The sequence below is a fragment of the Veillonella sp. 27098_8_77 genome, from assembly GCF_041431535.1.
Classification (GTDB): domain Bacteria; phylum Bacillota; class Negativicutes; order Veillonellales; family Veillonellaceae; genus Veillonella.
Genome location: NZ_JAPVXW010000009.1, coordinates 24,721 through 49,076 on the forward strand (window position 1 = coordinate 24,721; position 24,356 = coordinate 49,076).

The window sequence follows — 24,356 nt, forward strand, 5'->3', positions numbered from 1 at the left end:
ACTATGGATAAGATCATATTAAAGAATATGGCTTTTTACGGATATCATGGTAATTTAGAGTCTGAAAAATCACAAGGTCAACGCTTTTTTGTAGATGTGGAAATTAAAACTGATTTAACTAAACCAGGCCAAACAGATATGTTAGAGGATTCTATCAACTATGTTGAGGTGTATGATATGGTGGCAGCTATTATGACTGGTGAAAGTTGTAATTTGTTGGAACATATTGGTGCATTGATTGCAGATACATTGTATCAACACTATCAAGGCATAGTTGGCTTAAGCGTGACTGTTCGTAAGCCATCTGTACCGATTGCAGGTATATTGGATTATGTAGAAGTTGTAACGACGCGAGGTCAAATCTAATGTATACGTACTATATTAGTGTAGGTTCTAATATAGGAAATCGACGCCAGTACATTGAATCAGCTTATCAGGCTCTTTCCATATATCCAGAGGTGTATCGTATTACTGCCTCATCCATTCTAGAAACAGAGCCGTGGGGCTATACAGATCAAGATGTATTTTTAAATGCTGTTTGGCACGTTACCTGTGAATGGAAACCTCATGAGTTGCTCGATATATTACAAGAACTAGAACGTGAGGCTCAACGAAAACGGGATATTCACTGGGGACCGAGAACACTTGATTTGGACATTGTATATGCTCTGGATAAAACCGGTGCTTGTATGAATATCAATGATGCGCGTTTAGTAATTCCTCATCCATATTTTTGGGATAGGTTGTTTGTTTTGGAACCGTTGATGGAGCTAGACAAAAATTTCACATATAATGGTGAGTCCATACGCAGTAGAATTCATTCACTACAGACATAATATAAGGATGTATTCATAAGGGGTTAACATGAATGCAAAACGATTGGGCTTTATCATTGTTGCCATCCTTTTAATGGGATTGTCTTATTGGGCGATGTCGATGGTTAATGATGATGTAAAGTCCGTAAAAGTAGATCCAGAACAACATACATTGGTGGTTACATCGAATGATGCAATTATATCTAAACGATTGTTGGCCATGAAACAAGTGGGGGATAATGTCTATTTTTTAGGTTATGAAGGATATGGCATTTATAATGTAAAGGATAATACGATTCGACTTAATACAGTTCAATTTAAAGGAACTCATATTGAGCCTGGACAACTAAAAAATTATCAAAAAGGCGTGCGTCATGTAGAGAATGTTGGAACTTTTCATGATTTTACAGCTGAAGAGCAACAGAACTTTACAGATATGCTAAATGCAACGGATAAGGGGGCCCACTATATACCGCCTTATTATCAGTCTGGCTATGAATCGTCGTTCATTGATTTAGATACATCATTTTTTATTACCAATAATGTAAAGTCTCTTAAGCAAGGACAGTCAAAAATTTATATTTTAGATGGTTCGGGATTTATCATCATTAATAGGGGCAATAAAGAGATTCAGGGATATTTTAATACGCGTATTTTAGGCGAGGGGACGAAGGGGGTTCCAGATAGCTTGAAAGGTTATTATGGTTCCCAATTCATACGAATCTATGCATTAAGTAAAATGGATCCAGAAGATGTATCTATTTTATGGAATATGCGCAAACAATATTTAGCTAAGAATAAAATTGATGTACAAGAACAAAATTTATTTCCTATAGAATTAGTCGATGTACATCAGTAGGAGGCACATATGCTTTGGTCTATTATCGTAGGTGGGTTTATCGGTTTTGTAGCAGGACGTATTACTAAGAAAGCACAAAGTATGGGGATTATTCTCCGTGTTATTGCAGGTTTAGTTGGTGCTATCGTTGGGCGGGCTTTACTTGGTACATGGGGGCCAAGCCTTGCTGGTATGGCCTTAATACCATCCATTGCTGGTGCCGTTATCGTTATTGCTGTAGTTAGTTTTTTTGCAGGAAAAGACTAACAAAATATTAAAAATAGGACTATTATAGTAAGTAGCTATAATAGTCCTTTTAATATTTATAAACAAATTGTCTTAAGGAGGCTCTTATGAAATTACGTAAAGTAGGTATAATCGGTACTGGACATGTAGGTTCTCATGTGGCTTTTTCTCTAGCTTTGCAAGGTGAAGTCGATGAGTTATATATGATGGATATTGATGAGAAGAAAGCAAAAGCCCAAGCGATGGATATCAATGATGCGGTTAGCTATATTCCGCATCGTGTAACGGCTACATCTGGGCCAATTGAAGGTTGTGGGGATTGCGATATTCTCGTTTTCTGTGCTGGCCCATTACCTAATTTATACCAAGATAGACTTGAAAGCCTTGGTGATACAGTAGCCGTACTAAAGGACGTCATTCCTCGTATTAAAGAATCTGGATTTAATGGTTTCATTATATCCATTTCTAATCCAGCTGATGTAGTGGCCACGTACTTATGCAAACATTTAGGTTGGAATCCTAAGCATATCATTTCATCGGGAACTGCACTCGACTCTGCAAGACTACAAAAAGAACTAGCTCATCTATTTAATATTAGTAATCGAACAATTACAGCCTATTGTTTAGGCGAACATGGCGCTAGTGCTATGGTACCTTGGTCACATGTATATGTACAAGGTAAGCCATTAACTCAACTACAAAAAGAATTGCCTCATAGATTCCCCGAACTAGATCATAAACAAGTTTTGGATGATGTTAAAATTGGTGGATATCATGTTTTGGCAGGAAAAGGTTCTACAGAATTTGGTATTGCTAGTGCAACAACCGAATTGATTCGCGCTGTATTCCACGATGAGAAAAAGGTGCTACCATGTTCTTGCTATCTTGATGGGCAATATGGAGAAACAGGTGTTTTTGCATCTACACCTGCTGTTATTGGTAAAGATGGTATTGAAGATGTGCTTGAATTGCAACTTACGGAAGATGAATTGTCATTATTTAAGAATTCTTGTGCTGTTATTAGAGAATATGCTAAAAAAGCTGAAACCTTGTGATATGTCGATAGTTTCATTCAAAATAAATCGACCACATAAGTTTTTCTATCTATAAATTTTTTGAGGTTCTATGGTATAATTTGTTATTATGTATATAGTTGATAATGTTATTGGGGGCTCTGCATGAAACAATCTGAACATCGTGAAAAACCGGTAAAGCGTAGACGGGTACAACGAAATCGACGCGCTGAAGATCGTAAGATTGTCATCATGTGGGCAAAACGTATTGCTGTTACAGTAATGGTTATGTTATTACTGGGGCAAGCATATCGTCTAGTAGCTATTTATCAAGAAAAACAACATATTGAACAACAATTGCAAGAATTGCAACAAAAGAATGATGAACTAGAGCAGGAAAAAGCAAAGCTACAAGATCCTAAGAATATTGAAAATGTAGCTCGTGAGCAATTAGGCCTCGTAAAACCAGGTGAAGTGCCATATGTAAAATAATCTTGTCATCATTGGTGTAGTTTTAGTTTATAGTTTGAGGTTTTATTAGGAGGTTGCATGGCAATCGAAGTTGGTAGCGTTTTAAACGGTACAGTTTCCGGTATTACAAAATTTGGTGCTTTTATTGATTTAGGAGATAAACAAACTGGTTTAGTTCATATTTCCGAAGTAGCTCATGGCTATGTAGAAGATATAAATGATGTATTAAAGGTACAAGATGCAGTGAAGGTTAAGGTTTTGTCTGTCGATGGTAGCAAAATTGGCCTTTCCATTCGTCAAACTCAGGATAAACCGCACGTTGAAGAACGTCGACCTGAACGCCGTATACAAAGTCGACAAAGCTCAGAATCCTTTGAAGCAAAGATGAAATCATTTTTGCGTGATAGCAATGAACGATTGCATGATTTAAAACGCAATACAGAAGGTAAACGTGGAGGCCGTGGCGGTCGTCGCGATTAGAAATAAAGAGATGGTTTCGGCCATCTCTTTGTGTATATAACTTCACTTATAATACGAAGATACTATAGAGAAAAAACTATGAAAACAGCTATTATTGATGTAGGTTCAAATTCTATACGTCTGTTATTAGGAACCTATAAAAATGGACAATGGTATAATGAGCCTAAACGATTGTGGACTACGCGATTAGGAAAACGAAATGATGATGGTACACTATCTACAGAATCTATGGAGGCCTCCTACAAGGCTTTTTCTGAAATCGATAGTCTCGCCAAAGACTATGGCGTAAATCAATGTTTTGCCTTTGCTACAAGTGCCGTCCGGGAAGCCTCTAATGGTCTGGACTTTATGGAAAAGGCTACTACATATTGTGGAATGACATATCGCATTTTAAGTGGTGAAGAAGAGGCGGCTTACGGATTTAAAGGAGCATTACGAGATCGTTTATCTGATAGTTTGCACTATGCGACCATCGATATTGGCGGTGGAAGTACAGAGTTGGCATTAGGCTCTAAAGACAGTATCTATTGGAGTCGTTCCTATCCCGTTGGTGCGGTACGTTTAAAACCACTTTCCGATGAAGGACCACAACGAGTATGGGAGGAAACTAGATTCCTGTGGGACCCTATGATGATAGAGGGCACATTCGGTGAATTTATTGGCATAGGGGGCACCATTACAACATTGGCTGCTATTGATTTAAAAATGGCAATCTATGATGGCCAGAAAATTCAAGGTCATAAATTAACGAGGGAATGTATAGAAGGCATTATTTTACAATTGCGCTATATGAGTCGTGATGAACGATTGCAAGTGCCCGGTATTCAGCCAGGTCGCGTAGATGTTATTGTGAGCGGTGCGGAAATATTAACGTCGTTTATGGATGCCTATGAAGTTCCTCATATTTTTGTGAGTGAACAAGACGGCATGGAGGCATTACAACAAGAAGTATTTGAAAATTATGATGAAACAGTGCAGTAATATTACGCCTAAGGCAATTAAACAATTACATAGACTTGTTAATGCAACATTGAAATCTGTAGATTTATTTCCTTATGACGCACGTATTTTGGTCGCTTGTTCAGGGGGACCTGATTCTATGGTCGTTTTAGATGTATTGCAATATCTTAAAAATCATAGAAAAGCGGAGTGGACCCTTGGTGTTACTACTGTTGATCACTGTACTCGTAGTGAAAGTGCTGCAGAATTACAAATGGTTGAATCTTATTGCAAAAATAAGAATTTGCCCTTTTGGGGCATTAAAAAGGATATACCTGCTATGGCGCAGGCCCGAAAGGAGTCCTTGGAAACCGTGGGACGCTGGGAACGGTATATGTGGTTTAATGAACTAGCACAACGTGAGGGGTTTGCGTATATAGTGACCGCTCATCATAAGGATGATCAAGCAGAAACCATTTTGGCACATGTATTGCGTGGCGCGGGTCTCAAGGGTCTTACTGGAATGCGTGTCATCAGTCATGATTACACGGTTCCTGTTGTACGCCCCTTATTGGAAATAACAAAATCTGAAATATTGGAATATGCTTATTTACGAAATGTTGCATATTGTACAGATCCTTCCAATAATGATAGGCAATATAACAGGAATCGCATACGCCATGAGGTTATCCCTATGTTACAATCCATTAATCCTAATGTGGTTGATACATTGTGCCGACTTGGCCATATTGTTCAGGTGGATGAGGCGTATCTTGATGGTGAAAGTAAGCGTTTGTTTCTTCAATTAGCAACAAGTGTTGAAAATGGATATACTATATCACGTCGCGGTATGCGCTCATTATCGCTTGCCATGCAGCGGCGGTTGTGGCAATTGATGATGCCTAGTATCTCATTATCACTAGCACATCAAGTCCAATTGGCACATATGGTAAGAACGGGGGAAGAGAAAACTTTCACCATTCAAAAAGTTACAATTACCGCGCAATGTGATACAATACATGTATATTGCAAACATTAGATATAGATCCGGGAGGTCTTATATATGCATCAAGATGTAAAAGAAATTTTATATACGCAAGAACAACTGGCAACTCGTGTCCGCGAATTAGGCGCAGCAATCAGCAAAGATTATGCTAATGATTCTGTTGTATTAGTAGGCGTGTTGAAGGGGGCTATTGTTTTTTATACCGATTTGGTTCGCACCATCGATGATTCCGTAGATGTATCGTTCGATTTTATCTCTTGTTCTAGCTATGGAGACGGTACAACTAGTACCGGTGTGGTCCGTATTTTAAAAGATTTGGATCGCTCCGTAGAAGGTAAACATGTGCTTGTTGTAGAGGATATTGTGGATACGGGCACAACTCTTCATTATCTACTAGATAATTTGAAAGCTCGCGGCGCTAAGAGCGTGCGACTTGTTGCCCTTCTCAATAAACCAGAACGCCGTAAAATGGATGTAGATGTCGATTATGTAGGCTTTACTGTTCCAGATTACTTTGTTGTTGGATACGGCTTAGATTATGCTGAACGATATCGTCAATTACCGTATATTGGTATTTTAAAAGAATCTGTTTACCAATAATGATGTAATATTTTTATAACTAAATAATGGCGAGTATTTGTTCGCCTTTTATGGTATAATATAATAATGCATATCATTATGCACTATTGAATTATACATTATATGTGAAAGGAGTAATTTTTTGAGTCAATTTAGTAAAAAACTCGTCCTTTACTTACTTATCATTGCAATTGCCGTTTTCGCTATAGATTCTCTTGCAGGGCAAAATACTAATAAAGCCGAAATGAGTTATACCGGTTTTGTACAACAAGTACAACAAAAGAATGTTGAATCTGTAACGATTACAAATGACCATGGAATCAAAGGAAAGCTAAAAAATGGTACAGATTTTGTATCCTATGCACCTTCTGATGATACGTTGATCAAAACATTGACTGATAATGGCGTAGAAATTACAGCTGCACCGCCTGAACAACCTTCTTGGTGGGTTAGCTTATTAGGTTCTGCAATTCCTATCATTATCCTTGTAGTTGTATTCTTTTTTATTATGCAACAAACTCAAGGTGGTGGCGGTCGCGTAATGAACTTTGGCAAAAGCCGTGCTAAGATGATGGGTGATGGTAATGTAAAGGTTAAATTTAGCGATGTAGCTGGTGCCGAAGAGGCGAAACAAGAATTGACAGAGGTTGTAGAATTCTTGAAGGATCCAGGTAAATTTACAAGTATTGGTGCAACCATTCCAAAAGGCGTTTTGTTAGCAGGACCTCCAGGTACAGGTAAAACCTTATTAGCAAAAGCTGTAGCTGGTGAAGCAGGGGTTCCATTCTTTACCATTTCCGGTTCCGATTTCGTAGAAATGTTTGTCGGTGTCGGTGCATCACGTGTACGTGATTTGTTTGGTCAAGCGAAGAAAAATGCGCCTTGTATCATTTTCATCGATGAAATTGATGCAGTGGGGCGCCAACGTGGTGCTGGTCTTGGTGGCGGTCATGATGAACGTGAACAAACGTTAAATCAATTACTCGTTGAAATGGATGGTTTTGGTGCTAATGAAGGTATCATTACCCTTGCAGCGACTAACCGTCCAGATATTTTGGACCCTGCATTATTGCGCCCTGGTCGTTTTGATAGACAAGTAGTTGTAGGTCGCCCAGATCTTCATGGCCGTGAAGCAATACTTAAGGTTCATGCACGCAATAAACCGTTGGCTGATGACGTGGATTTAAAAACTATTGCGAAAAAGACACCTGGCTTTACAGGTGCTGATTTAAGCAATTTATTAAACGAAGCTGCATTGTTAGCAGCTCGCTTAAATAAAAAGGTCATTACCATGGCTGAATTGGAAGAAGCCAGTGAAAAGGTTAGCATGGGCCCTGAACGCCGCAGTCACATTGTGAGCGAAAAAGATCGCAAATTGACGGCTTATCATGAATCTGGTCATGCTATTGTGGCGCATTTATTGCCACATGCAAACCCTGTTCATAAGGTAACAATTATCCCACGTGGTTATGCTGGTGGATATACAATGATGTTACCTAAAGAGGAACATGATTATAAGACTAAAGCACAGCTATTAGCTGATATACGCGTTGCATTGGGTGGTCGTATTGCTGAAGCCCTTGTACTTGGCGATATTAGTACGGGTGCATCTGGCGATTTACAAAGTGTAACGAATACGGCACGTTCTATGGTTACACGTTGGGGTATGAGTGATACGTTGGGACCAATTGTATTTGGTGAACAACAAGAGCAAGTATTCCTCGGTAAAAATATTGGCCATGAACGCAATTATAGTGAAGAAGTTGCAAGTAAAATTGATGTTGAAATTCATCATATTGTAGATGAAGCATATCGCGATGTAGAACAACTCTTAACAGATAACATGGATTTCTTACATAATATGGCAAAGGCTTTATTAGAAGAAGAAACCATTGATGCTAAGGCAGTTGAAAACCTTCATAAATATGGTACTACTAAGGCTCCTAATGAAATAGATGAGCCTACAGTAAGTCATATGGATGCAGTAATTTCCATACCACCTAATGCTACTGAAGAATCTAAGACTAGCTCTACAGAATCCGATGTACAATCTTAATACATAACTAAAAGAGGCTACCTTGAGGTAGCCTCTTTTGCTGTATGTGAAATGTTTCTGTTACGATAAACTTTTTTATTGTCCATCACTGGCATGTCTTGTGGCCATTAATTCTTGAGTGCGTTGATTCTTACGTTCTTGAAGGTATCGTTGGGCTAGCACATTTGGCACGGCCACGCCGACAGCGATGCCCACAATAGATAGAATGCCAGTAGTACCGTTTTGTGCCATATACAATAGACCTGATTCGTTTAGTGAGTTTATGTGCAATATATCAAATAGAAATCGATAGAGTAAAATGCCAGGCATCAGTGCGATAGCTGATGGTACGACTAGTACGGGACCAGATGTTCGTAGCCATGAGGAAAGTTTGACAAAGATGACGCTCATTACGGCTGCACCAATGAATGTAGCACCGGGTAAAGCAAATCCATATTCTAAAAGCATTAAGTTACGAATTGCTACGCAAACGACACCACCTAGCCCAATATAGGGTAATAGACGAGCTGGTGAATTAAATAGTACAGCGAATGAGGCGGCGGAAACAAAGGAACCAATAATCTGTGCTATAGAAAAAATATGAGGCTTAATATCTACAAAGTTAAATGCTGGCAATGGACTGAAGTAAAGGGCCATCGCCATGCCGAGTGTCATGCTGCCCACGATAAGTAAGGTTCTGATAGCTCGTGTTATACCGGATAAAATGTGGTTGTTTATAGTATCGATAACCGAATTGATAAGTGGAACACCTGGAATCATGAAGAGTGTACAACAGACGAGTACATATACCAGTGATCCTAACTCGATGAAGGTATAGAAACCATAGGCAATAAACATGGCCGTAAAGGCGCAGATAGCGTTGCCTAAATATTCATTAAACCCAAGGCGCTGAGATACGACCTTCATAAAATAACCACATAATGAACAGATGAATGTTACTACTAATGCAATAATATCCGCACTGTATAAGTAAGCTAAACCCGCAGATCCTAATGCGCAAGCAATACCTTTTGCCCAGACTGGATAGACGGGAATCGTTTGTTGTAGTTTTCCAACTAAACGTTCATAGGTAGTTAACGAATAATGGCGTTCAAAAGCTCGCCAGGTGAGTTTGGATATGGCATTAATCATGGCCATATTTGGTATGTGAATTGGCGTTTTTCGAAAAGCTGTTATAGAGCGCTCTTCATGAAAAATATTAATCATAATCGTTGTATAACTAATGTGGATATTTAAATAATTGTGTGGAATCCCCATAAATGTAGCTGCTTGTTGGATTTCCGATACCATTCGTACCGTGTCTGCGCCACACTCCATAAGGAGTTTGCCGATATTTAATAGTACATCCAATTTTCGATGAATATGGATGAAAGGGGTCTCTAAGACCTCATTTTTTTCTTCTAATGTAAACTGTTTCATTAATACTCCTTTATTTCATCATCTATTATTTATTATACTATGTAATGGTCTGTAATATCATTCATTAATCTATTTGTCTACCTCAGGGGGTATAAAAATCTTGATTTTTTGCATTTTATTGAATGATTATTTATTAAATTGATAAATAACACTTGCTTTTTCAAGGGCCCACTTGTACAATCGAATTGTAAACCGACAGGAGAAAGGGGCCTTATTATGCGAGATGAAGTACTAGAGTTCTTAAGACAGAATCAAGGTGGCTTTGTGTCCGGTCAAGATATGTCAGACGCTTGTCATGTATCACGGACTGCCATTTGGAAGCATATAAAAGCACTAAGACAAAAAGGATATAAAATTGAGTCTTATACAAAGCGTGGCTATCGTTTATTGGAGGAACCAGATTTGTTAAGCCCATTAGCAATGAAACAGATATTGAATACCGATGTATTTGGCAAACGGTATGTATATATGGATACGACTGAATCAACGAATCTAGAAGCGCGTAGATTGGCACAACAAGGCGCTGAGGAAGGCACTGTTGTCGTTACAGAGGAACAAGCGGCTGGTCGTGGTCGTTTGTCTCGTGGATGGTATTCTCCATTCGGGAAAGGTTTGTGGTTTAGCCTTATTCTTAGACCTGATTTTCCTCCTGCAGAGGCCCCAAAATGTACATTGATGGCTGCCGTGGCACTCACGAAGGCATTTCATAAAATGGGACTTACTGATGCAGGGATTAAATGGCCAAATGATATTTTGGTGAATGGTCGTAAGCTTGTCGGTATATTGACGGAGATGTCTGGTTCGATGGAGGAGATTTCCTATATCGTTATGGGCATAGGCGTTAATGTTAAGACGAAACAAGAAGAATTACCGGAAGAAATTAAACAAATCGCTACATCTCTATTGATGGAAGGCGTTGATATTGAACGGACAGAAGCTTTCAAAATTATCTTAGAAGAATTAGAGCATCAATATTATGATGTACTAGATAGTGGGTTTGAGGATACCTTAAACGAATGGCGCAAATTAAGCGTTACCTTAAATCAAGAAATTGAGGTTAGAGCACCAGGGAATACCTATGAAGGTGTGGCAACTGATATTGATGACGACGGAAATTTATTGGTAAAAACGACTAATGGAGAAATTAAACGAATTGTGGCTGGCGATGTTTCTATACGTCCACGAAAATAGGAGGAATGCATGTTATTAGTAATTGATGTGGGAAACACGAATATTGTTCTCGGTGTTTACGATGGTAAAAATTTAGTTGGGCATTGGAGAATTTCTACAGATCGTGTGCGCACCACAGACGAATATGGCATGTTGATGATGAACTTGTTTTTTCATGATCGCAAGGTCAATGCGAAAGATATTAAGGCTATCATTATTTCTTCTGTTGTACCACCGTTAATGCCTACATTAGAACGTGTATGCTTGCGTTACTTTAATGTGAATCCTATCATTGTAGGTCCGGGTACGAAAACAGGTATTGCCATTAAATATGATAATCCTCGTGAAGTAGGGGCTGACCGCATCGTCAATGCTGTAGCGGCAAATGCTGTATATAAGGGCCCATTGATTATTATCGACTTTGGTACGGCTACAACCTATTGTGCGGTGCTTGGAAATGGTGATTATATTGGCGGTGTTATTACGCCAGGTGTAACAATTTCTGCAGAAGCGCTCTTCCAACGAGCTGCAAAATTGCCACGTATTGAGGTAAAGGATCCAGGTCAGGTTATTAATCGTAATACCGTATCATCTATGCAATCCGGCATGTTCTATGGTTACGTAGGGCAAGTAGAGGGCCTAGTGGCACGCATGAAAGCGGAAATGGGTGGCGATGTAACTGTTGTAGCAACAGGTGGTCTAGCACAGCTCATCAGTAGTGCTACCGATTGTATCGACCATGTAGAGCCAATGCTTACATTGGAAGGTCTCCGCCTCATTTACGAACGAAATAAATAATGGTACTATAATAGAGTTGGTTGTAATTATAGTATGAATGTATAACAACAGGTACGGCTTAGGCTGTACCTGTTTTATTAGGTGAATTATAATGAAAGAAACATGGGCTATTGGGAATGTATCCCTTCATGGCAAGGCTATTTTAGCTCCTATGGCAGGGGTAAGCGATATAGCATATCGACTGTTAGCCAAAGAACATGGCGCATCCATGGTTTGTACCGAAATGGTCAGTGCTATGGGCATCAAATATAAAAATGAGCGCACTCATGAGTTATTGCGTATGGAAGAGGTCGAGCATCCTGTGTCGATGCAAATTTTTGGGTCTGATCCAGAAGCAATCGCATTGGGCGCAAAGGTGGTAGCAGATGCCGGTGCAGATATTGTGGATATCAACATGGGGTGCCCCGTTAAAAAGGTTGTATCTAGTGGCGATGGCTCTGCGCTCATGAAAACACCAGATTTAGCGGCGCGCGTAGCAGAGGCGGCCGTGAAAGCTGTCGATGTGCCGGTGACGGTAAAAATGCGTATTGGTTGGGATGATGATCATATTAATGTAGTCGATTTTGCCAAACGTATTGAAAGTACCGGTGTTGCAGCTGTTGCTGTTCACGGAAGAACGCGGGAACAAATGTATATGGGTCGTGCCGATTGGTCCTATATAAAGGCGGTTAAAGATTCCTTATCCATTCCTGTTATAGGTAATGGTGATGTGTGGTCTCCTGAGGATGCACTTAACATGATACAAGAGACCGGTTGTGATGCGGTTATGATTGGCCGTGGTGCACAAGGCAACCCATGGATTTTTGAGCGTACCAATCACTATCTAACTACAGGTGAATTAATCCCAGAACCTACTTATTTAGAGCGATTAGATATGCTGCTTAAACATTTTGAATTGCTCTGTCAGTATAAAGGGGAATCTTTAGGGGTGAGAGAAATTCGAACACATGCGGGGTGGTATATGAAAGGAATGCCTGAAGCAGCCTATTGGCGCAATCGTGTAAATACAATTCACACGGTTGAAAGTTTTGAAAACGAGCTTTCAATGTATAGAAACGTTTTGGAAAACTGGGACTCACATTGACAAATATAGGTGTTCTTAGTATAATTGATTAAAAATTAAAGATGAAAGATAAGGTGTCATCGTACAGTGACACTTTTTCTATTATTTATATGTAGAAAGATTAGGAGAATCCATGGCAGACGTAAAAGAAACATTACTTACAGCTGAAGGTTTGAAAAAACTTGAGGATGAATTAGCATATTATAAATCTGTGCGCCGTATTGAGGTGTCACAACGTATTAAAACAGCTATTGAATATGGCGATATCAGTGAAAACTCTGAATATGATGATGCTAAAAATGAACAAGCTTTCATTGAAGGTTATATTTCTGAGTTAGAAAATAAGATTAATACAGCTAAAATTATTGATGAATCCACAAAAGGTGATGTTGTATCTGTAGGTAGCAAGGTTACTGTATTAGATACGATGTACAATGATGAATTGGAATATGTTATTGTTGGTTCTTCTGAAGCCGATCCTTTCAATAATCGTATTTCCAACGAATCACCTGTAGGTAAAGCCATTTTAGGTAAACGTAAGGGCGATGAAGTAGAGGTATCCACACCTGATGGTCCTGTTACTTTCAAAGTGTTAGCAATTCAATAATTTTCATTTCAAAAAAGAGGCGATAACATGAGTGAAGAAATTAAAAATGTACAAGAAGAATTAAATGATCAAATGCAAATTCGCCGCGACAAATTGGCTGAATATGAAGCTGATGGCATTTATCCATTCGGACAACGATTTGTTGTTAAAGATCATGCAAAAGATATTAAAGATGACTTCTTGAACTACGAAGACCAACCTACTGTCATTGCAGGCCGTTTAATGACGATGCGTTCCCATGGTAAAACTGCATTTGCCAATATTCGCGATTTAACTGGCGATATCCAAGTATATTTCCGTAAGGATGTATTGGGCGAAGATAATTACAAATATGTAAAAATGCTTGATATTGGCGATATTGTTGGTATTGAAGGTCATGTATTTAGAACTCACAGCGGTGAAGTTACGATTAAAGTCAACAAATTGACATTGTTATCCAAAGCATTGCGTCCGTTACCTGAAAAATGGCATGGCTTAAAGGATACTGAACTTCGCTACCGTCAACGTTATGTAGATTTAATCGTAAATCCAGAAGTGCGCGATACATTTATTAAACGTTCTAAAATCGTTGCGAAGATTCGCGAATACATGATGAACGATGGCTTCATGGAAGTGGAAACACCTATGATGCATCCAATTCCAGGCGGTGCCGCTGCTCGCCCATTCATTACACATCACAATGCGCTTGATATTGATATCTATATGCGTATTGCACCTGAATTATACTTAAAACGCTTAATCGTTGGCGGTATGGAACGCGTATTCGAAATGAACCGTTGTTTCCGTAATGAAGGTATCGATAATCGTCATAATCCAGAATTCACAACTATCGAATCCTACCAAGCATATGGTGATGTAGAAGATGCAATTCGTTTAACAGAAAATCTTGTATCCTATTGTGCTCAAGAAGTTCTAGGTACACAAGAAATTACATACCAAGGTACTGAAATCAATTTAACTCCACCTTGGAACCGCATCACAATGGCAGAAGGTGTAAAAAAATACACTGGCGAAGACTTTGATGCAGTAACTACTGTAGAAGAAGCGCGTGCTATTGCAGATCGTTTGAATGTAGAATACACAGATAATGATGGTATTGGTAAAATCTTGAATGCTTGCTTCGAAGATTATGTAGAAGAAAACTTGATTCAACCAACTATCGTATATGGTCATCCAAAAGAAATTTCTCCACTTGCCAAAGCAAGCCGTGAAAACCCATTGGCTACAGAACGTTTTGAAGCGTTCATCTATGGCCGTGAATTAGCAAATGGCTTCTCAGAGTTAAATGACCCAATTGACCAAAAACAACGTTTCTTGGATCAATTGAAAGAACGTGAAGCTGGTGATGATGAAGCGCACCGTATGGATGAAGACTTCGTCAATGCTCTTGAATACGGTTTACCACCAACAGCAGGTTTGGGGGTTGGTATCGACCGTCTTGTTATGTTCTTGACAGACTCTGCATCCATTCGCGATGTATTGTTGTTCCCATTAATGAAACCTGAAACATCTCAAGTTCAAGAAGAAGAAATAACTGAATAATTTTTAAATTAAAGGCTGTAATAGAATGCGGTGAAACTGTGTTCTATTACAGCCTTTTTTGTGTCAGTAAGTAGATATACATGAAGTGTGGGGTATACATCTTATATTTATGTATATGATTCACATTTATTTAAATTACATTTGTCATTGTAGGAGGATCATATTATGAAACATATGAAGGTCGCATTTTCTCATAAGGCACAATATTACTTTGGCCCTTTAGAAGGTCGTACAAGTGTAGATTTAAGTCAAACTGATTTTACTGATATAGCAGCCATCGTTATTAGTGAAAATGATACAGCTATTTTAGACAATGAAACTGTAAAATCTTTTGGTATCCCTATTTTCTTAGTTGTTTTTGATAATTCTGTTGATATAGATCAATTCATGGGGAAAGTGGAACGTGTAATTGATGGTTCTAGTACAAACTTTGACTTGTATAAACGTCAAATAGAGGCTGCTGCAGATAAATATGAAGAATCTACATTGCCTCCATTCTTTAAAGCATTAGCAGATTATGTAGAAGAAGGCAATTCTCAATTTGATTGCCCAGGTCACCAAGGTGGTCAATTCTACTGTAAACATCCAGCAGGTCGTGCATTCTACGATTTCTACGGCGAAAACGTGTTCCGTTCTGACCTTTGTAATGCGGACATTGCATTAGGCGACTTATTAATCCATGAAGGCCCAGCCTGCGCAGCTCAACAACATGCAGCGCAAGTATATAATGCAGATAAAACGTATTTCGTATTAAATGGTACATCTTCATCCAATAAGGTTGTATTGAATGCTCTATTAACACCTGGCGATATCGTTTTATATGACCGTAATAACCATAAATCTATTTGCCATGGTGCTCTTGTTATGGCTGGTGCAACACCTGTATACCTTGAAACAGCTCGTAACCCATTCGGTTCTATCGGCGGTATTTTGGAACACTGCTTTGACGAAAAATACATTCGTGATTTGATTGCTGAAAAAGACCCAGAAAAAGCAAAAGCTGAACGTCCTATCCGCTTGGCTGTTATCCAATTAGGTACATACGATGGTACTATTTACAATGCTCGTCAAGTTGTTGATAAAATTGGTCACCTTTGCGATTACATCTTCTTTGACTCCGCATGGGTTGGTTATGAACAATTTATCCCTATGATGAAAGATTGCAGTCCATTACTTTTGGAATTAGGTCCTAATGACCCAGGCGTATTGGTAACTCAATCCGTTCATAAACAACAAGCTGGTTTCTCTCAAACATCTCAAATCCATAAAAAAGATAAGCACGTTAAAGGTCAAGATCGTTATGTAAACCATAAACGTCTTAATAATGCATTTATGATACATGCTTCCACATCTCCATTCTATCCATTATTCGCAGCACTTGACGTTAATGCGAAGATGCATGAAGGTGAAGCTGGTAAGAAGTTATGGATTGACTGTGTAGAAACAGTTATTGATGCTCGTAAAACTGTATTGAAACATTGTAAATATCTTCGTCCATTAGTACCTCCTGTTGTACATGGTAAAAAATGGGAAGATGGGGATACAAAAGCAATGGCTCAAGATGTGGAATACTTCGCGTTTGAACCAAATGCTAAATGGCACTCCTTCAAAGGCTACGGTAAAGGCCAATACTTTATCGATCCTTGCAAGTTCCAATTGATTACTCCTGGTATCAATGTAGAAACTGGTGAATACGAAGATTTCGGTATTCCTGCCAATATTCTTGCAAACTACTTACGTGAAAATGGTATCATTCCTGAAAAATGTGATTTGAACACAATTTTATTCTTGATGACACCAGCAGAATCCAAAACTAAGATGGATGATTTAGTTGCACAATTGATTCGCTTTGAAAAATTAATTGAAGCTGATGCACCGATGCAAGATGTTTTACCATCGATTTACTATGCTAATATCGATAAGTATAAAGGCTATCATATCCGTCAATTATGCCAAGAAATGCATGATTTCTACAAAGATAGACAAGTTAGTACATTACAAGAACGCTTGTTCTTACATGACTACTTCCCAGAATATGTATTGAATCCTCAAGATGCAAACTTTGAATTCCAACGTGGTAAAGGCGAACTTGTACCATTAGATGAAGCTGAAGGCCGCATTGCTCTTGAAGGCGCTCTTCCTTATCCTCCTGGAGTATTGTGTGTACAACCTGGTGAACGTTGGTCCAAGACAGCTTGTGATTACTTCTTAGCACTACAAGAAGGCATCAACAAGTTACCTGGCTTTGCTCCTGAAATTCAAGGCGTATACATTACACCACAACCAGATGGAACTAAAAAAGCATATGGCTATGTATTGAAAAAAGAATTTGAAAAATAACACTATTGTGTGCCGTCAGAGTTCCTCTGACGGCGCCACAATCCATAAAAAGGTGGTAAAACTATGAGTACAGGCAAAAATAAGATGTCCGTATTGCAGCTAACAATTTTAACAGCTGTTAATATGATGGGCTCCGGTATTATCATGTTGCCAACAAAGTTGGCACAGGTAGGTGCTCTTTCAATCGTATCTTGGTTGATCACAGCCGTAGGCTCCATGTGTTTGGCATACGCATTTGCTAAATGTGGTATGTATGGTAAAAAAGGCGGTGGCATGGGTGGTTATGCTGAATATTCCTTCGGTAAAGCGGGGAACTTTATGGCAAACTATACCTATGGTGTATCTCTTTTAATTGCTAACATTGCGATTGCAATATCCGCTGTAGGTTATGCAGCAACCTTTGCTGATGCAACATTAACTCCATTAATGACTGGTATTTATACAATTTTCACATTATGGCTTGCAACAGTATTGAACTTTGGTGGTGCTAGTATTACCGGTCGTGTATCTAGCTTTACCGTATGGGGCGTTATCGCACCAGTACTTGTAATCAGTACTGTAGGCTGGGCATATTTCTCTGCAGATATGTATGTGGCAAATTGGAATGTTAACAATATGCCATTTGGCGAAGCTGCTACAAACTCTATCGCCATGACATTGTGGGCTTTCCTTGGTCTAGAATCTGCATGTGCTAACGCTGATGCTGTAGATAATCCAGAAAAGAATGTACCAAAAGCCGTTCTTGGTGGCACATTAGGCGCTGCTGCAATTTACATTATTTCCACTAATATGATGTTTGGTATCGTACCAGCGAGCGAACTTGTTAACAGTAATGCACCATTTGGTTTAGCATTCGCATCCATGTTCAATGGTACAGTTGGTAAAATCGTTATGGGCCTTATGGTTATGTCTTGCTTCGGCTCCTTGCTTGGTTGGCAGTTCACGATTGCGAACGTATTTAAAGGTGCCGCTGATGAAGGTTACTTTCCTAAATTGTTCAGCAAAATTACATCTAAAGATGCTCCAGTAGTTGGTATGGTAACAATTACTATCTTGCAATCTCTTATGAGTTTGATGACAATTAGTCCTTCCTTAAGTGAACAATTCGAAACATTGGTTAATTTGGCCGTTGTAACGAATATTATTCCTTATCTATTATCCATGGGTGCCGTTATCGTATTGATGAAAGCTGCAAAACGTGCTGGTAGTGAACTTAAAGGTACGACATTTATTGCCTTTATCGGTTCCTTATATAGCTTATATGCATTGTATGCATCCGGTTTTGAAGCTATGACATACGGTTCTATTGTAACCTTTGCAGGTTGGACATTATACGGTTTCGTATCCGATCGTTTTGATTTAGAACATAATATTGGTAAATAGTATAATTAAGCTTTTGTTATAACAACTCTTGCGATACTATCTCCTTTGAGTAGCCCTCTGCGATTAGAAGTATAGAATTCTAATAGTAGAGGGCTTTTTCTCTGAAATTTTAAAAATATTCTATATTGGAGTATAATAAGAGAATATAGGTATTTAAGGGGGTAATTATGGATATATTAGCTGCAAGGCGTTCCATAGAACAACGATTACTAAAGCAATCCGTTGCATTAATGTCGTTGGTGGCCGTTAGTGGTACTATTATGGGTGTAATTACTGGTTCTAGTGCCGTATTATTAGATGGTATATTTTCATTCATCGATGTAATCATTAAGATTATGATGCTAATGACGGCCAAATTGGTAGCACGCGAAACAAGTAAACGGTTCCAGTTTGGATATTGGCAATTTGAGCCTCTCGTGCTCGTTGTGGAAGGATTCTTTATCCTATTAATCGTATTATACGCATTGATTAGTGGTATAGGGGATTTACTAAATGGTGGTCGCCATGTTGATTTTGGTATAGCTATTTACTATGCTATTTTCTTTACTATAGCCGATACAGCTTATTATTTTTATGTACATCGCATTAATAAAAGCTTACAATCGAATCTAATCAAGTTTGATAATGTAAGTTGGTCTGTTGACGCGTGGCTCGAGGCAGCCATCCTCATCAGCTTTATAGCCGCTATCCTGTTAGAGAATACATCGTATAATTATTTGGCGGTTTATATTGACCCTATTGTTTTAATTGTATTATCATTGCAAATGATTCCGTCGGTTATTAAGATTCTTGTACCTTCTACAAAACAAATCTTGGGGTGGGCGCCTTCATCCTTGCATGATGAGGTACAAGAAATCATGGATCGTTTTATGGAAAAATATTCATTTAAGGATTATGTGACGAGTGTACAGGCTTATGGTAACTCGCGCATCATAGAGATTGATATTCTTGTGCCTAAGAAGTTTCCTTATCAAACGATAGCTGAACTTGATCGTATACGAAATGAAATCGATGAAGAAATCGGAGGTAACCCGACGGAAAAGTGGGTTACCATTTCCTTTACTGCTACTCGTAAATGGATGGCTAAGGATTATCTTCTCGACGAAGAAGATGATGAATAATACTATATTTTATGGTATACTTAAATGTATTAAAATACTAAATTGTACGACATAATAGAAGAGGCTGATACTATGTTAGATTTGAAATTTGTTCGAGAAAATCTCGAACTAGTAAAACAAAATTTGGATAATCGTCATACAAAGGGTGATCTTGACACCTTTGTTGCTGCGTATGATGAACGAAAACAATTGATTCAAAAGGTTGAAGAATTAAAGGCATTACGTAATTCTGTAACAGAAGAAATCAGCCAATTAAAACGCAATAAAGAAAATGCAGATGATAAAATTGCAGAAATGAAACGCGTTGGCGATGAAATTTCTGGATTAGATGATCGCATTCGCGAAGTAGAAGAATCTTTGCGCAATGCTGCATTGATGTTGCCAAATATGTGTGATGCATCTGTTCCTGTTGGTGCTGATGAAGACGAAAATGTGGAACAACGTAAATGGGGCGAACCACGTCAATTTGATTTTGAACCAAAAGCGCATTGGGATATCGGCGAAGAATTAGATATTCTTGATTTTAACCGTGCTGTAAAAATGTCCGGTGCTCGTTTTACCGTATATAAAGGCTTAGGTGCTCGTTTAGAACGTGCCCTTATTAACTTCATGGTTGATCTTCATGTTGATAAACAAGGCTATACAGAAATGATGACACCGTATATGGTAACCCGTGAAACCTTGACTGGTACAGGTCAATTACCTAAATTTGCAGAAGATATGTACCATGTAGAAGATACAGAATACTTCTTAATTCCTACTGCAGAGGTTACATTGACAAACTATCACAGTGGTGAAATCTTGAGCGAAGATGAATTGCCTAAATATTACACTGCATTTACTGCATGTTTCCGTGCTGAAGCAGGTTCAGCTGGTCGTGATACACGTGGCTTGATTCGTCAACATCAATTTAACAAGGTAGAAATGGTTAAACTTTCAAAACCAGAAGATTCTTGGAATGAATTAGAAAAATTAACAGATAATGCAGAAGAAGTATTACGCCTATTAGAATTACCATTCCGTGTTATCACATTGTGTACTGGTGATATCGGTTTTGGTTCTGCTAAAACATATGACGTAGAAGTATGGATGCCTGCACAAAATAAATATAGAGAGATTTCTTCTTGCTCCAATATGACCGATTTTCAAGCACGTCGTGCAAACATTAAATTCCGTCGTGGCCCTAAAGGCAAACCTGAATTCGTTCATACATTGAATGGTTCTGGCCTTGCAGTAGGTCGTACCGTAGCGGCAATTTTGGAAAATAATCAACAACCAGATGGTTCCGTTGTGATTCCTAAGGTGTTGGTTCCATACATGGGCGGCGTAGAAAAAATTACGCCTGCCAAATAAGGAGGTCCCATGAAATTCTTTATAGATACAGCCGAATTTAGTGAAATTAAAGATGCTTACTCTTATGGCTTTATCGACGGGGTAACGACAAACCCATCCCTAATTGTGAAGGCTAAACGCGACTTAAAACAAGTCATTAAAGAAATCGCGGATCTTGTAGAGGGCCCTGTGAGTGCAGAGGTCATTGCTAGTGATGCACCGGGCATGATTGAAGAAGCGCATGAGCTTGTAAAACTAGGCTCTAATGTGGTTGTTAAAATCCCAATGACTCCAGAAGGCTTAAAAGCCGTTGCAGTGCTTTCAAAAGAAGGCATTAAGACGAATGTAACATTGATTTTCTCTGCTAATCAAGCATTATTGGCGGCACGCGCTGGTGCTACATTTGTGAGCCCTTTTGTAGGACGCATTGACGATATTAGCATGGATGGATTGACATTAATTCAAGACATTGCGGATATCTTTGCTATTCACGGTATTAATACTGAAATTATCGCTGCTAGCGTACGTACACCATTGCATATTTTACAATGTGCGAAAGCTGGTGCCCATATTGCAACAGTGCCATATAAAGTGTTGTTACAAGCTGTGAAACATCCATTGACCGATGCAGGTTTAGAAAAATTCATGGCTGATTGGAAACAAGCTAATCAATAAGTAATATAAACATCTTTTTAAGGAGGCCCTAAAATGGATCGTACTTTATCTTTAGAATTTGCTCGTGTAGTCGAAGCAGCTGCACTTCGTAGTGGTCGTTTGTTAGGTCGTGGTCAAAAAGACGAAGCCGATGGCTTAGCTGTTGATGCAATGCGTCAAGCATTTGACTCTGTCCGTATTTCCGGTACCGTTGTTATTGGTGAAGGTGAAATCGACGAAGCTCCTATGTTATATATTGGTGAACATGTTGGTGCAGGCGGTCCAGAAGTAGATATTGCAGTAGATCCAATCGAAGGCACGAATTTGATTGCCAAAGGCCAAAATGGTGCTATTGCTGTTATGGCGATTGCTGAAAAGGGTGGCTTGTTACATGCACCTGATATGTACATGGAAAAGATTTGTGTAGGTCCTCGTGGCGCTGGCGCTATTGATATTACAAAATCTTTGACGGAAAATATTCAAAACGTAGCTGCAAAGATGGGTCGTAAGGTTGATGAAATCAACTTGGTAATGCTAGACCGTGAACGTCATTATGGATTAATGAAGGAAGCTCGTGATCTAGGAGCTCGTATTATGCTTATTTCTGATGGTGATGTTAACCCTGCTATGGAATGTTGTATCGAAGGTTCTGGCGTACATATGGTTGTCGGTACTGGCGGTGCACCAGAAGGCGTATTAGCAGCAGCAGCACTTAAATGTGCAGGTGGTGATATGCAAGCTCGTTTGAAACCAGGAAATGATGAAGAAGTTCGTCGTTGTCATGAAATGGGCATCAAGGATGTTAACCAAGTATTGACTCTAGATGATTTGGTTCGCACTGACGATGTAATCTTTGCTGCTACAGCGATTACACGTGGTAACCTATTGAATCCTATTCAATACTTTCCAGGTGGTGCTCGTACACATACCATTGTGATGCGCTCTAAAACAGGCACCGTACGCTTCCTTGATACCATTCATAGAGATGAAAAATTGACTACATTGAAAGCACGTTAGTTCTTTTGCTTTCACCATAAAAAATAGTGGGCCCCCTAAGATTAGATTGATAATCTTAGGGGTTTTTACTTGATGAAAAAGCCTAAAAAATAGTATAATTAACGTTAGTATATAACAGTGTGACGAATATGGTTATAAGAGAGCATAGCCATTTGATATAAGAAATGTAGGAGGAATTCTTTTGGAAAAGCTCGTTATTAAAGGCGGTAATCAGCTGAATGGTCGCGTACGCGTTAGTAGTGCGAAAAATGCGGTGTTACCTATTATTGCAGCTACGTTATTAGCATCAACGCCGAGTAAATTGTTGGAAATTCCAAATTTAGAGGATGTTGGTACAATTTCCCAAGTCATTGAGTCCTTGGGCGTTAAGATTACGCGAAACGAAGCTGACGATGAAATTATTTTCGATGCATCTATGTTAACAGCTACGGAAGCCCCTTATGAATTGGTGCGCAAAATGAGAGCATCCTTCCTCGTAATGGGGCCTTTATTGGCACGTAAAGGTGAAGCAAAAATTTCCATGCCTGGTGGCTGTGCTATTGGTGCACGTCCTATCGATCTACATTTGAAGGCTTTTGAAGCATTGGGTGCTAAGATTGAAATTACAGAAGATTATGTATATGCACATGCACCAGAAGGATTGCAAGGCACTCAAATTTACTTGGATTTTCCAAGTGTAGGAGCTACGGAAAACGTTATTATGGCTGCCTCTATGGCAAAGGGGAAAACGGTTATTGAAAATGCTGCAGAAGAACCTGAAATCGTTGATTTGGCAACCTTTTTAAATGCAATGGGGGCCAATATTCGTGGTGCAGGTACGAATGTGATTCGCATCGAAGGTGTAGAATCCTTGCATGGTGCTATTCATACTGTTATTCCTGATCGTATTGAAGCTGGCACATATTTAATTGCCGCTGCTATGGCTGGCGGTGATGTATTCGTAGAAAATGCCTTACCTGAACATTTGAAACCTGTAGTCGCTAAATTGAAAGAAGCAGGCGTTACAGTAGAAGAAGATATTGATGGTATTCGCGTGATTAGTACAGGTAAAGATCTGAAGGCTGTAGATATTAAAACATTGCCATACCCTGGATTCCCTACAGATATGCAAGCTCAATTCATGGCATTCACTACTATTGCAGAAGGCACTAGTACAGTGACAGAAACTGTATTTGAAAACCGTTTTATGCATGTCGCTGAATTGCGTAAGATGGGAGCTCATATAGATATCGATAATCGACAAGCTATCGTTGAGGGGATGCCAACCTTACATGGTGCTGTTGTTAATGCAACCGACTTGCGAGCTGGTGCTGCTTTAGTTTGTGCAGGCTTAGCCGCAGAAGGTACAACAGAGGTAGGTCGTCTACATCATATTGATCGTGGCTATGATGATTTAGTGGGTAAATTGAAAAGGTTAGGTGCCGATATTGTTCGGGTTGACGAATAAGAACAAAAGGCCAAAACAGA

Annotated in this window: 24 protein-coding genes; 23 read left to right on the plus strand and 1 reads right to left on the minus strand. The window is 39.0% G+C overall.

Annotated features, from left to right (window positions below):
* Positions 1-3 precede the first annotated feature (3 nt).
* From folB to ftsH, 11 genes are all read left to right on the plus strand, one after another.
* Positions 4-366 carry a dihydroneopterin aldolase gene (gene folB / locus O3617_RS06485; protein WP_371449220.1) on the plus strand — a complete coding sequence of 121 codons (363 nt, stop codon included), beginning with the start codon at positions 4-6 and terminating at the stop codon, positions 364-366.
* Positions 366-836, plus strand: coding sequence for a 2-amino-4-hydroxy-6-hydroxymethyldihydropteridine diphosphokinase (gene folK / locus O3617_RS06490; RefSeq protein ID WP_371449221.1), 471 nt, complete (start codon positions 366-368; stop codon positions 834-836). Before folB ends, folK begins: the two co-directional genes overlap by 1 nt.
* A gap of 28 nt (positions 837-864) precedes the next feature.
* Positions 865-1,674 (plus strand): hypothetical protein, encoded by an 810-nt coding sequence (locus O3617_RS06495; protein ID WP_371449222.1) that lies wholly within the window; start codon positions 865-867, stop codon positions 1,672-1,674.
* A gap of 9 nt (positions 1,675-1,683) precedes the next feature.
* Positions 1,684-1,920 (plus strand): GlsB/YeaQ/YmgE family stress response membrane protein, encoded by a 237-nt coding sequence (locus tag O3617_RS06500; RefSeq protein ID WP_371449223.1) that lies wholly within the window; start codon positions 1,684-1,686, stop codon positions 1,918-1,920.
* Between the two features lie 86 nt (positions 1,921-2,006).
* A complete protein-coding gene (locus O3617_RS06505; protein ID WP_371449224.1) occupies positions 2,007-2,954 on the plus strand; it encodes an L-lactate dehydrogenase in 948 nt (315 codons plus the stop codon).
* Positions 2,955-3,077: 123 nt separating this feature from the next.
* Positions 3,078-3,404 (plus strand): septum formation initiator family protein, encoded by a 327-nt coding sequence (locus O3617_RS06510; protein WP_371449225.1) that lies wholly within the window; start codon positions 3,078-3,080, stop codon positions 3,402-3,404.
* A gap of 57 nt (positions 3,405-3,461) precedes the next feature.
* Positions 3,462-3,863, plus strand: a complete 402-nt coding sequence (locus O3617_RS06515) for a S1 domain-containing RNA-binding protein (RefSeq protein ID WP_371449226.1) — start codon at positions 3,462-3,464, stop codon at positions 3,861-3,863.
* A 78-nt stretch (positions 3,864-3,941) separates the two neighbouring features.
* The gene (locus O3617_RS06520) at positions 3,942-4,844 is read left to right on the plus strand and encodes a phosphatase (RefSeq protein ID WP_371449227.1); all 903 of its coding nucleotides are present in this window, start codon (positions 3,942-3,944) and stop codon (positions 4,842-4,844) included.
* Positions 4,825-5,841: a tRNA lysidine(34) synthetase TilS gene (tilS, locus tag O3617_RS06525; RefSeq protein ID WP_371449228.1), complete on the plus strand. Its 1,017-nt coding sequence runs from the start codon at positions 4,825-4,827 to the stop codon at positions 5,839-5,841. The genes O3617_RS06520 and tilS overlap by 20 nt, the downstream gene beginning before the upstream one ends.
* 24 nt (positions 5,842-5,865) lie before the next feature.
* On the plus strand, positions 5,866-6,408 hold the full coding sequence (gene hpt / locus O3617_RS06530; protein WP_371449229.1) for a hypoxanthine phosphoribosyltransferase: 543 nt from the start codon (positions 5,866-5,868) through the stop codon (positions 6,406-6,408).
* Between the two features lie 121 nt (positions 6,409-6,529).
* Positions 6,530-8,443 carry an ATP-dependent zinc metalloprotease FtsH gene (gene ftsH / locus O3617_RS06535; protein WP_371449230.1) on the plus strand — a complete coding sequence of 638 codons (1,914 nt, stop codon included), beginning with the start codon at positions 6,530-6,532 and terminating at the stop codon, positions 8,441-8,443.
* A 75-nt stretch (positions 8,444-8,518) separates the two neighbouring features.
* Here the strand turns inward: ftsH and O3617_RS06540 are convergent, their stop codons facing one another.
* Complete coding sequence (locus O3617_RS06540) at positions 8,519-9,862, minus strand: threonine/serine exporter ThrE family protein (RefSeq protein WP_371449231.1); 1,344 nt, start codon at positions 9,860-9,862, stop codon at positions 8,519-8,521.
* Positions 9,863-10,078: 216 nt separating this feature from the next.
* On the opposite strand from O3617_RS06540, the gene O3617_RS06545 reads away from it, so the two are divergent.
* From O3617_RS06545 to murA, 12 genes are all read left to right on the plus strand, one after another.
* Positions 10,079-11,053, plus strand: coding sequence for a biotin--[acetyl-CoA-carboxylase] ligase (locus tag O3617_RS06545; RefSeq protein WP_371449232.1), 975 nt, complete (start codon positions 10,079-10,081; stop codon positions 11,051-11,053).
* A gap of 9 nt (positions 11,054-11,062) precedes the next feature.
* Entirely contained in the window at positions 11,063-11,830 is a 768-nt protein-coding gene (locus O3617_RS06550) for a type III pantothenate kinase (protein ID WP_371449233.1), read from the plus strand.
* A 91-nt stretch (positions 11,831-11,921) separates the two neighbouring features.
* Positions 11,922-12,914: a tRNA dihydrouridine synthase DusB gene (gene dusB, locus O3617_RS06555; RefSeq protein ID WP_371449234.1), complete on the plus strand. Its 993-nt coding sequence runs from the start codon at positions 11,922-11,924 to the stop codon at positions 12,912-12,914.
* A 112-nt stretch (positions 12,915-13,026) separates the two neighbouring features.
* Positions 13,027-13,500: a transcription elongation factor GreA gene (greA, locus tag O3617_RS06560; RefSeq protein WP_005376612.1), complete on the plus strand. Its 474-nt coding sequence runs from the start codon at positions 13,027-13,029 to the stop codon at positions 13,498-13,500.
* A 27-nt stretch (positions 13,501-13,527) separates the two neighbouring features.
* Positions 13,528-15,042, plus strand: coding sequence for a lysine--tRNA ligase (gene lysS / locus O3617_RS06565; RefSeq protein WP_371449235.1), 1,515 nt, complete (start codon positions 13,528-13,530; stop codon positions 15,040-15,042).
* A gap of 165 nt (positions 15,043-15,207) precedes the next feature.
* Entirely contained in the window at positions 15,208-17,382 is a 2,175-nt protein-coding gene (gene speF, locus O3617_RS06570) for an ornithine decarboxylase SpeF (protein WP_371449236.1), read from the plus strand.
* Between the two features lie 63 nt (positions 17,383-17,445).
* Positions 17,446-18,765: a putrescine-ornithine antiporter gene (gene potE / locus O3617_RS06575; protein ID WP_371449237.1), complete on the plus strand. Its 1,320-nt coding sequence runs from the start codon at positions 17,446-17,448 to the stop codon at positions 18,763-18,765.
* Between the two features lie 167 nt (positions 18,766-18,932).
* Positions 18,933-19,886: a cation diffusion facilitator family transporter gene (locus tag O3617_RS06580; protein ID WP_301833896.1), complete on the plus strand. Its 954-nt coding sequence runs from the start codon at positions 18,933-18,935 to the stop codon at positions 19,884-19,886.
* Between the two features lie 72 nt (positions 19,887-19,958).
* Entirely contained in the window at positions 19,959-21,239 is a 1,281-nt protein-coding gene (serS, locus tag O3617_RS06585; RefSeq protein WP_371449238.1) for a serine--tRNA ligase, read from the plus strand.
* Between the two features lie 9 nt (positions 21,240-21,248).
* Positions 21,249-21,893, plus strand: a complete 645-nt coding sequence (fsa, locus tag O3617_RS06590; protein WP_371449239.1) for a fructose-6-phosphate aldolase — start codon at positions 21,249-21,251, stop codon at positions 21,891-21,893.
* Between the two features lie 33 nt (positions 21,894-21,926).
* A complete protein-coding gene (gene glpX, locus O3617_RS06595; RefSeq protein WP_371449240.1) occupies positions 21,927-22,889 on the plus strand; it encodes a class II fructose-bisphosphatase in 963 nt (320 codons plus the stop codon).
* 181 nt (positions 22,890-23,070) lie between these two features.
* A complete protein-coding gene (gene murA, locus O3617_RS06600; protein ID WP_371449241.1) occupies positions 23,071-24,336 on the plus strand; it encodes a UDP-N-acetylglucosamine 1-carboxyvinyltransferase in 1,266 nt (421 codons plus the stop codon).
* Positions 24,337-24,356: the final 20 nt, after the last annotated feature.

What these genes read in the sequence shown, in the direction of transcription:
- serS (WP_371449238.1), top strand. Translation starts at nt 19,959, where the DNA reads ATGTTAGATTTGAAATTTGTTCGAGAAAATCTCGAACTAGTAAAACAA.
- glpX (WP_371449240.1), top strand. Translation starts at nt 21,927, where the DNA reads ATGGATCGTACTTTATCTTTAGAATTTGCTCGTGTAGTCGAAGCAGCT.
- tilS (WP_371449228.1), top strand. Translation starts at nt 4,825, where the DNA reads ATGATGAAACAGTGCAGTAATATTACGCCTAAGGCAATTAAACAATTA.
- O3617_RS06495 (WP_371449222.1), top strand. Translation starts at nt 865, where the DNA reads ATGAATGCAAAACGATTGGGCTTTATCATTGTTGCCATCCTTTTAATG.
- O3617_RS06510 (WP_371449225.1), top strand. Translation starts at nt 3,078, where the DNA reads ATGAAACAATCTGAACATCGTGAAAAACCGGTAAAGCGTAGACGGGTA.
- O3617_RS06540 (WP_371449231.1), bottom strand. Translation starts at nt 9,862, where the DNA reads ATGAAACAGTTTACATTAGAAGAAAAAAATGAGGTCTTAGAGACCCCT.
- speF (WP_371449236.1), top strand. Translation starts at nt 15,208, where the DNA reads ATGAAACATATGAAGGTCGCATTTTCTCATAAGGCACAATATTACTTT.
- folB (WP_371449220.1), top strand. Translation starts at nt 4, where the DNA reads ATGGATAAGATCATATTAAAGAATATGGCTTTTTACGGATATCATGGT.
- O3617_RS06500 (WP_371449223.1), top strand. Translation starts at nt 1,684, where the DNA reads ATGCTTTGGTCTATTATCGTAGGTGGGTTTATCGGTTTTGTAGCAGGA.
- dusB (WP_371449234.1), top strand. Translation starts at nt 11,922, where the DNA reads ATGAAAGAAACATGGGCTATTGGGAATGTATCCCTTCATGGCAAGGCT.
- potE (WP_371449237.1), top strand. Translation starts at nt 17,446, where the DNA reads ATGAGTACAGGCAAAAATAAGATGTCCGTATTGCAGCTAACAATTTTA.
- O3617_RS06515 (WP_371449226.1), top strand. Translation starts at nt 3,462, where the DNA reads ATGGCAATCGAAGTTGGTAGCGTTTTAAACGGTACAGTTTCCGGTATT.
- hpt (WP_371449229.1), top strand. Translation starts at nt 5,866, where the DNA reads ATGCATCAAGATGTAAAAGAAATTTTATATACGCAAGAACAACTGGCA.
- O3617_RS06580 (WP_301833896.1), top strand. Translation starts at nt 18,933, where the DNA reads ATGGATATATTAGCTGCAAGGCGTTCCATAGAACAACGATTACTAAAG.
- O3617_RS06545 (WP_371449232.1), top strand. Translation starts at nt 10,079, where the DNA reads ATGCGAGATGAAGTACTAGAGTTCTTAAGACAGAATCAAGGTGGCTTT.
- O3617_RS06550 (WP_371449233.1), top strand. Translation starts at nt 11,063, where the DNA reads ATGTTATTAGTAATTGATGTGGGAAACACGAATATTGTTCTCGGTGTT.
- greA (WP_005376612.1), top strand. Translation starts at nt 13,027, where the DNA reads ATGGCAGACGTAAAAGAAACATTACTTACAGCTGAAGGTTTGAAAAAA.
- O3617_RS06505 (WP_371449224.1), top strand. Translation starts at nt 2,007, where the DNA reads ATGAAATTACGTAAAGTAGGTATAATCGGTACTGGACATGTAGGTTCT.
- fsa (WP_371449239.1), top strand. Translation starts at nt 21,249, where the DNA reads ATGAAATTCTTTATAGATACAGCCGAATTTAGTGAAATTAAAGATGCT.
- O3617_RS06520 (WP_371449227.1), top strand. Translation starts at nt 3,942, where the DNA reads ATGAAAACAGCTATTATTGATGTAGGTTCAAATTCTATACGTCTGTTA.
- lysS (WP_371449235.1), top strand. Translation starts at nt 13,528, where the DNA reads ATGAGTGAAGAAATTAAAAATGTACAAGAAGAATTAAATGATCAAATG.
- folK (WP_371449221.1), top strand. Translation starts at nt 366, where the DNA reads ATGTATACGTACTATATTAGTGTAGGTTCTAATATAGGAAATCGACGC.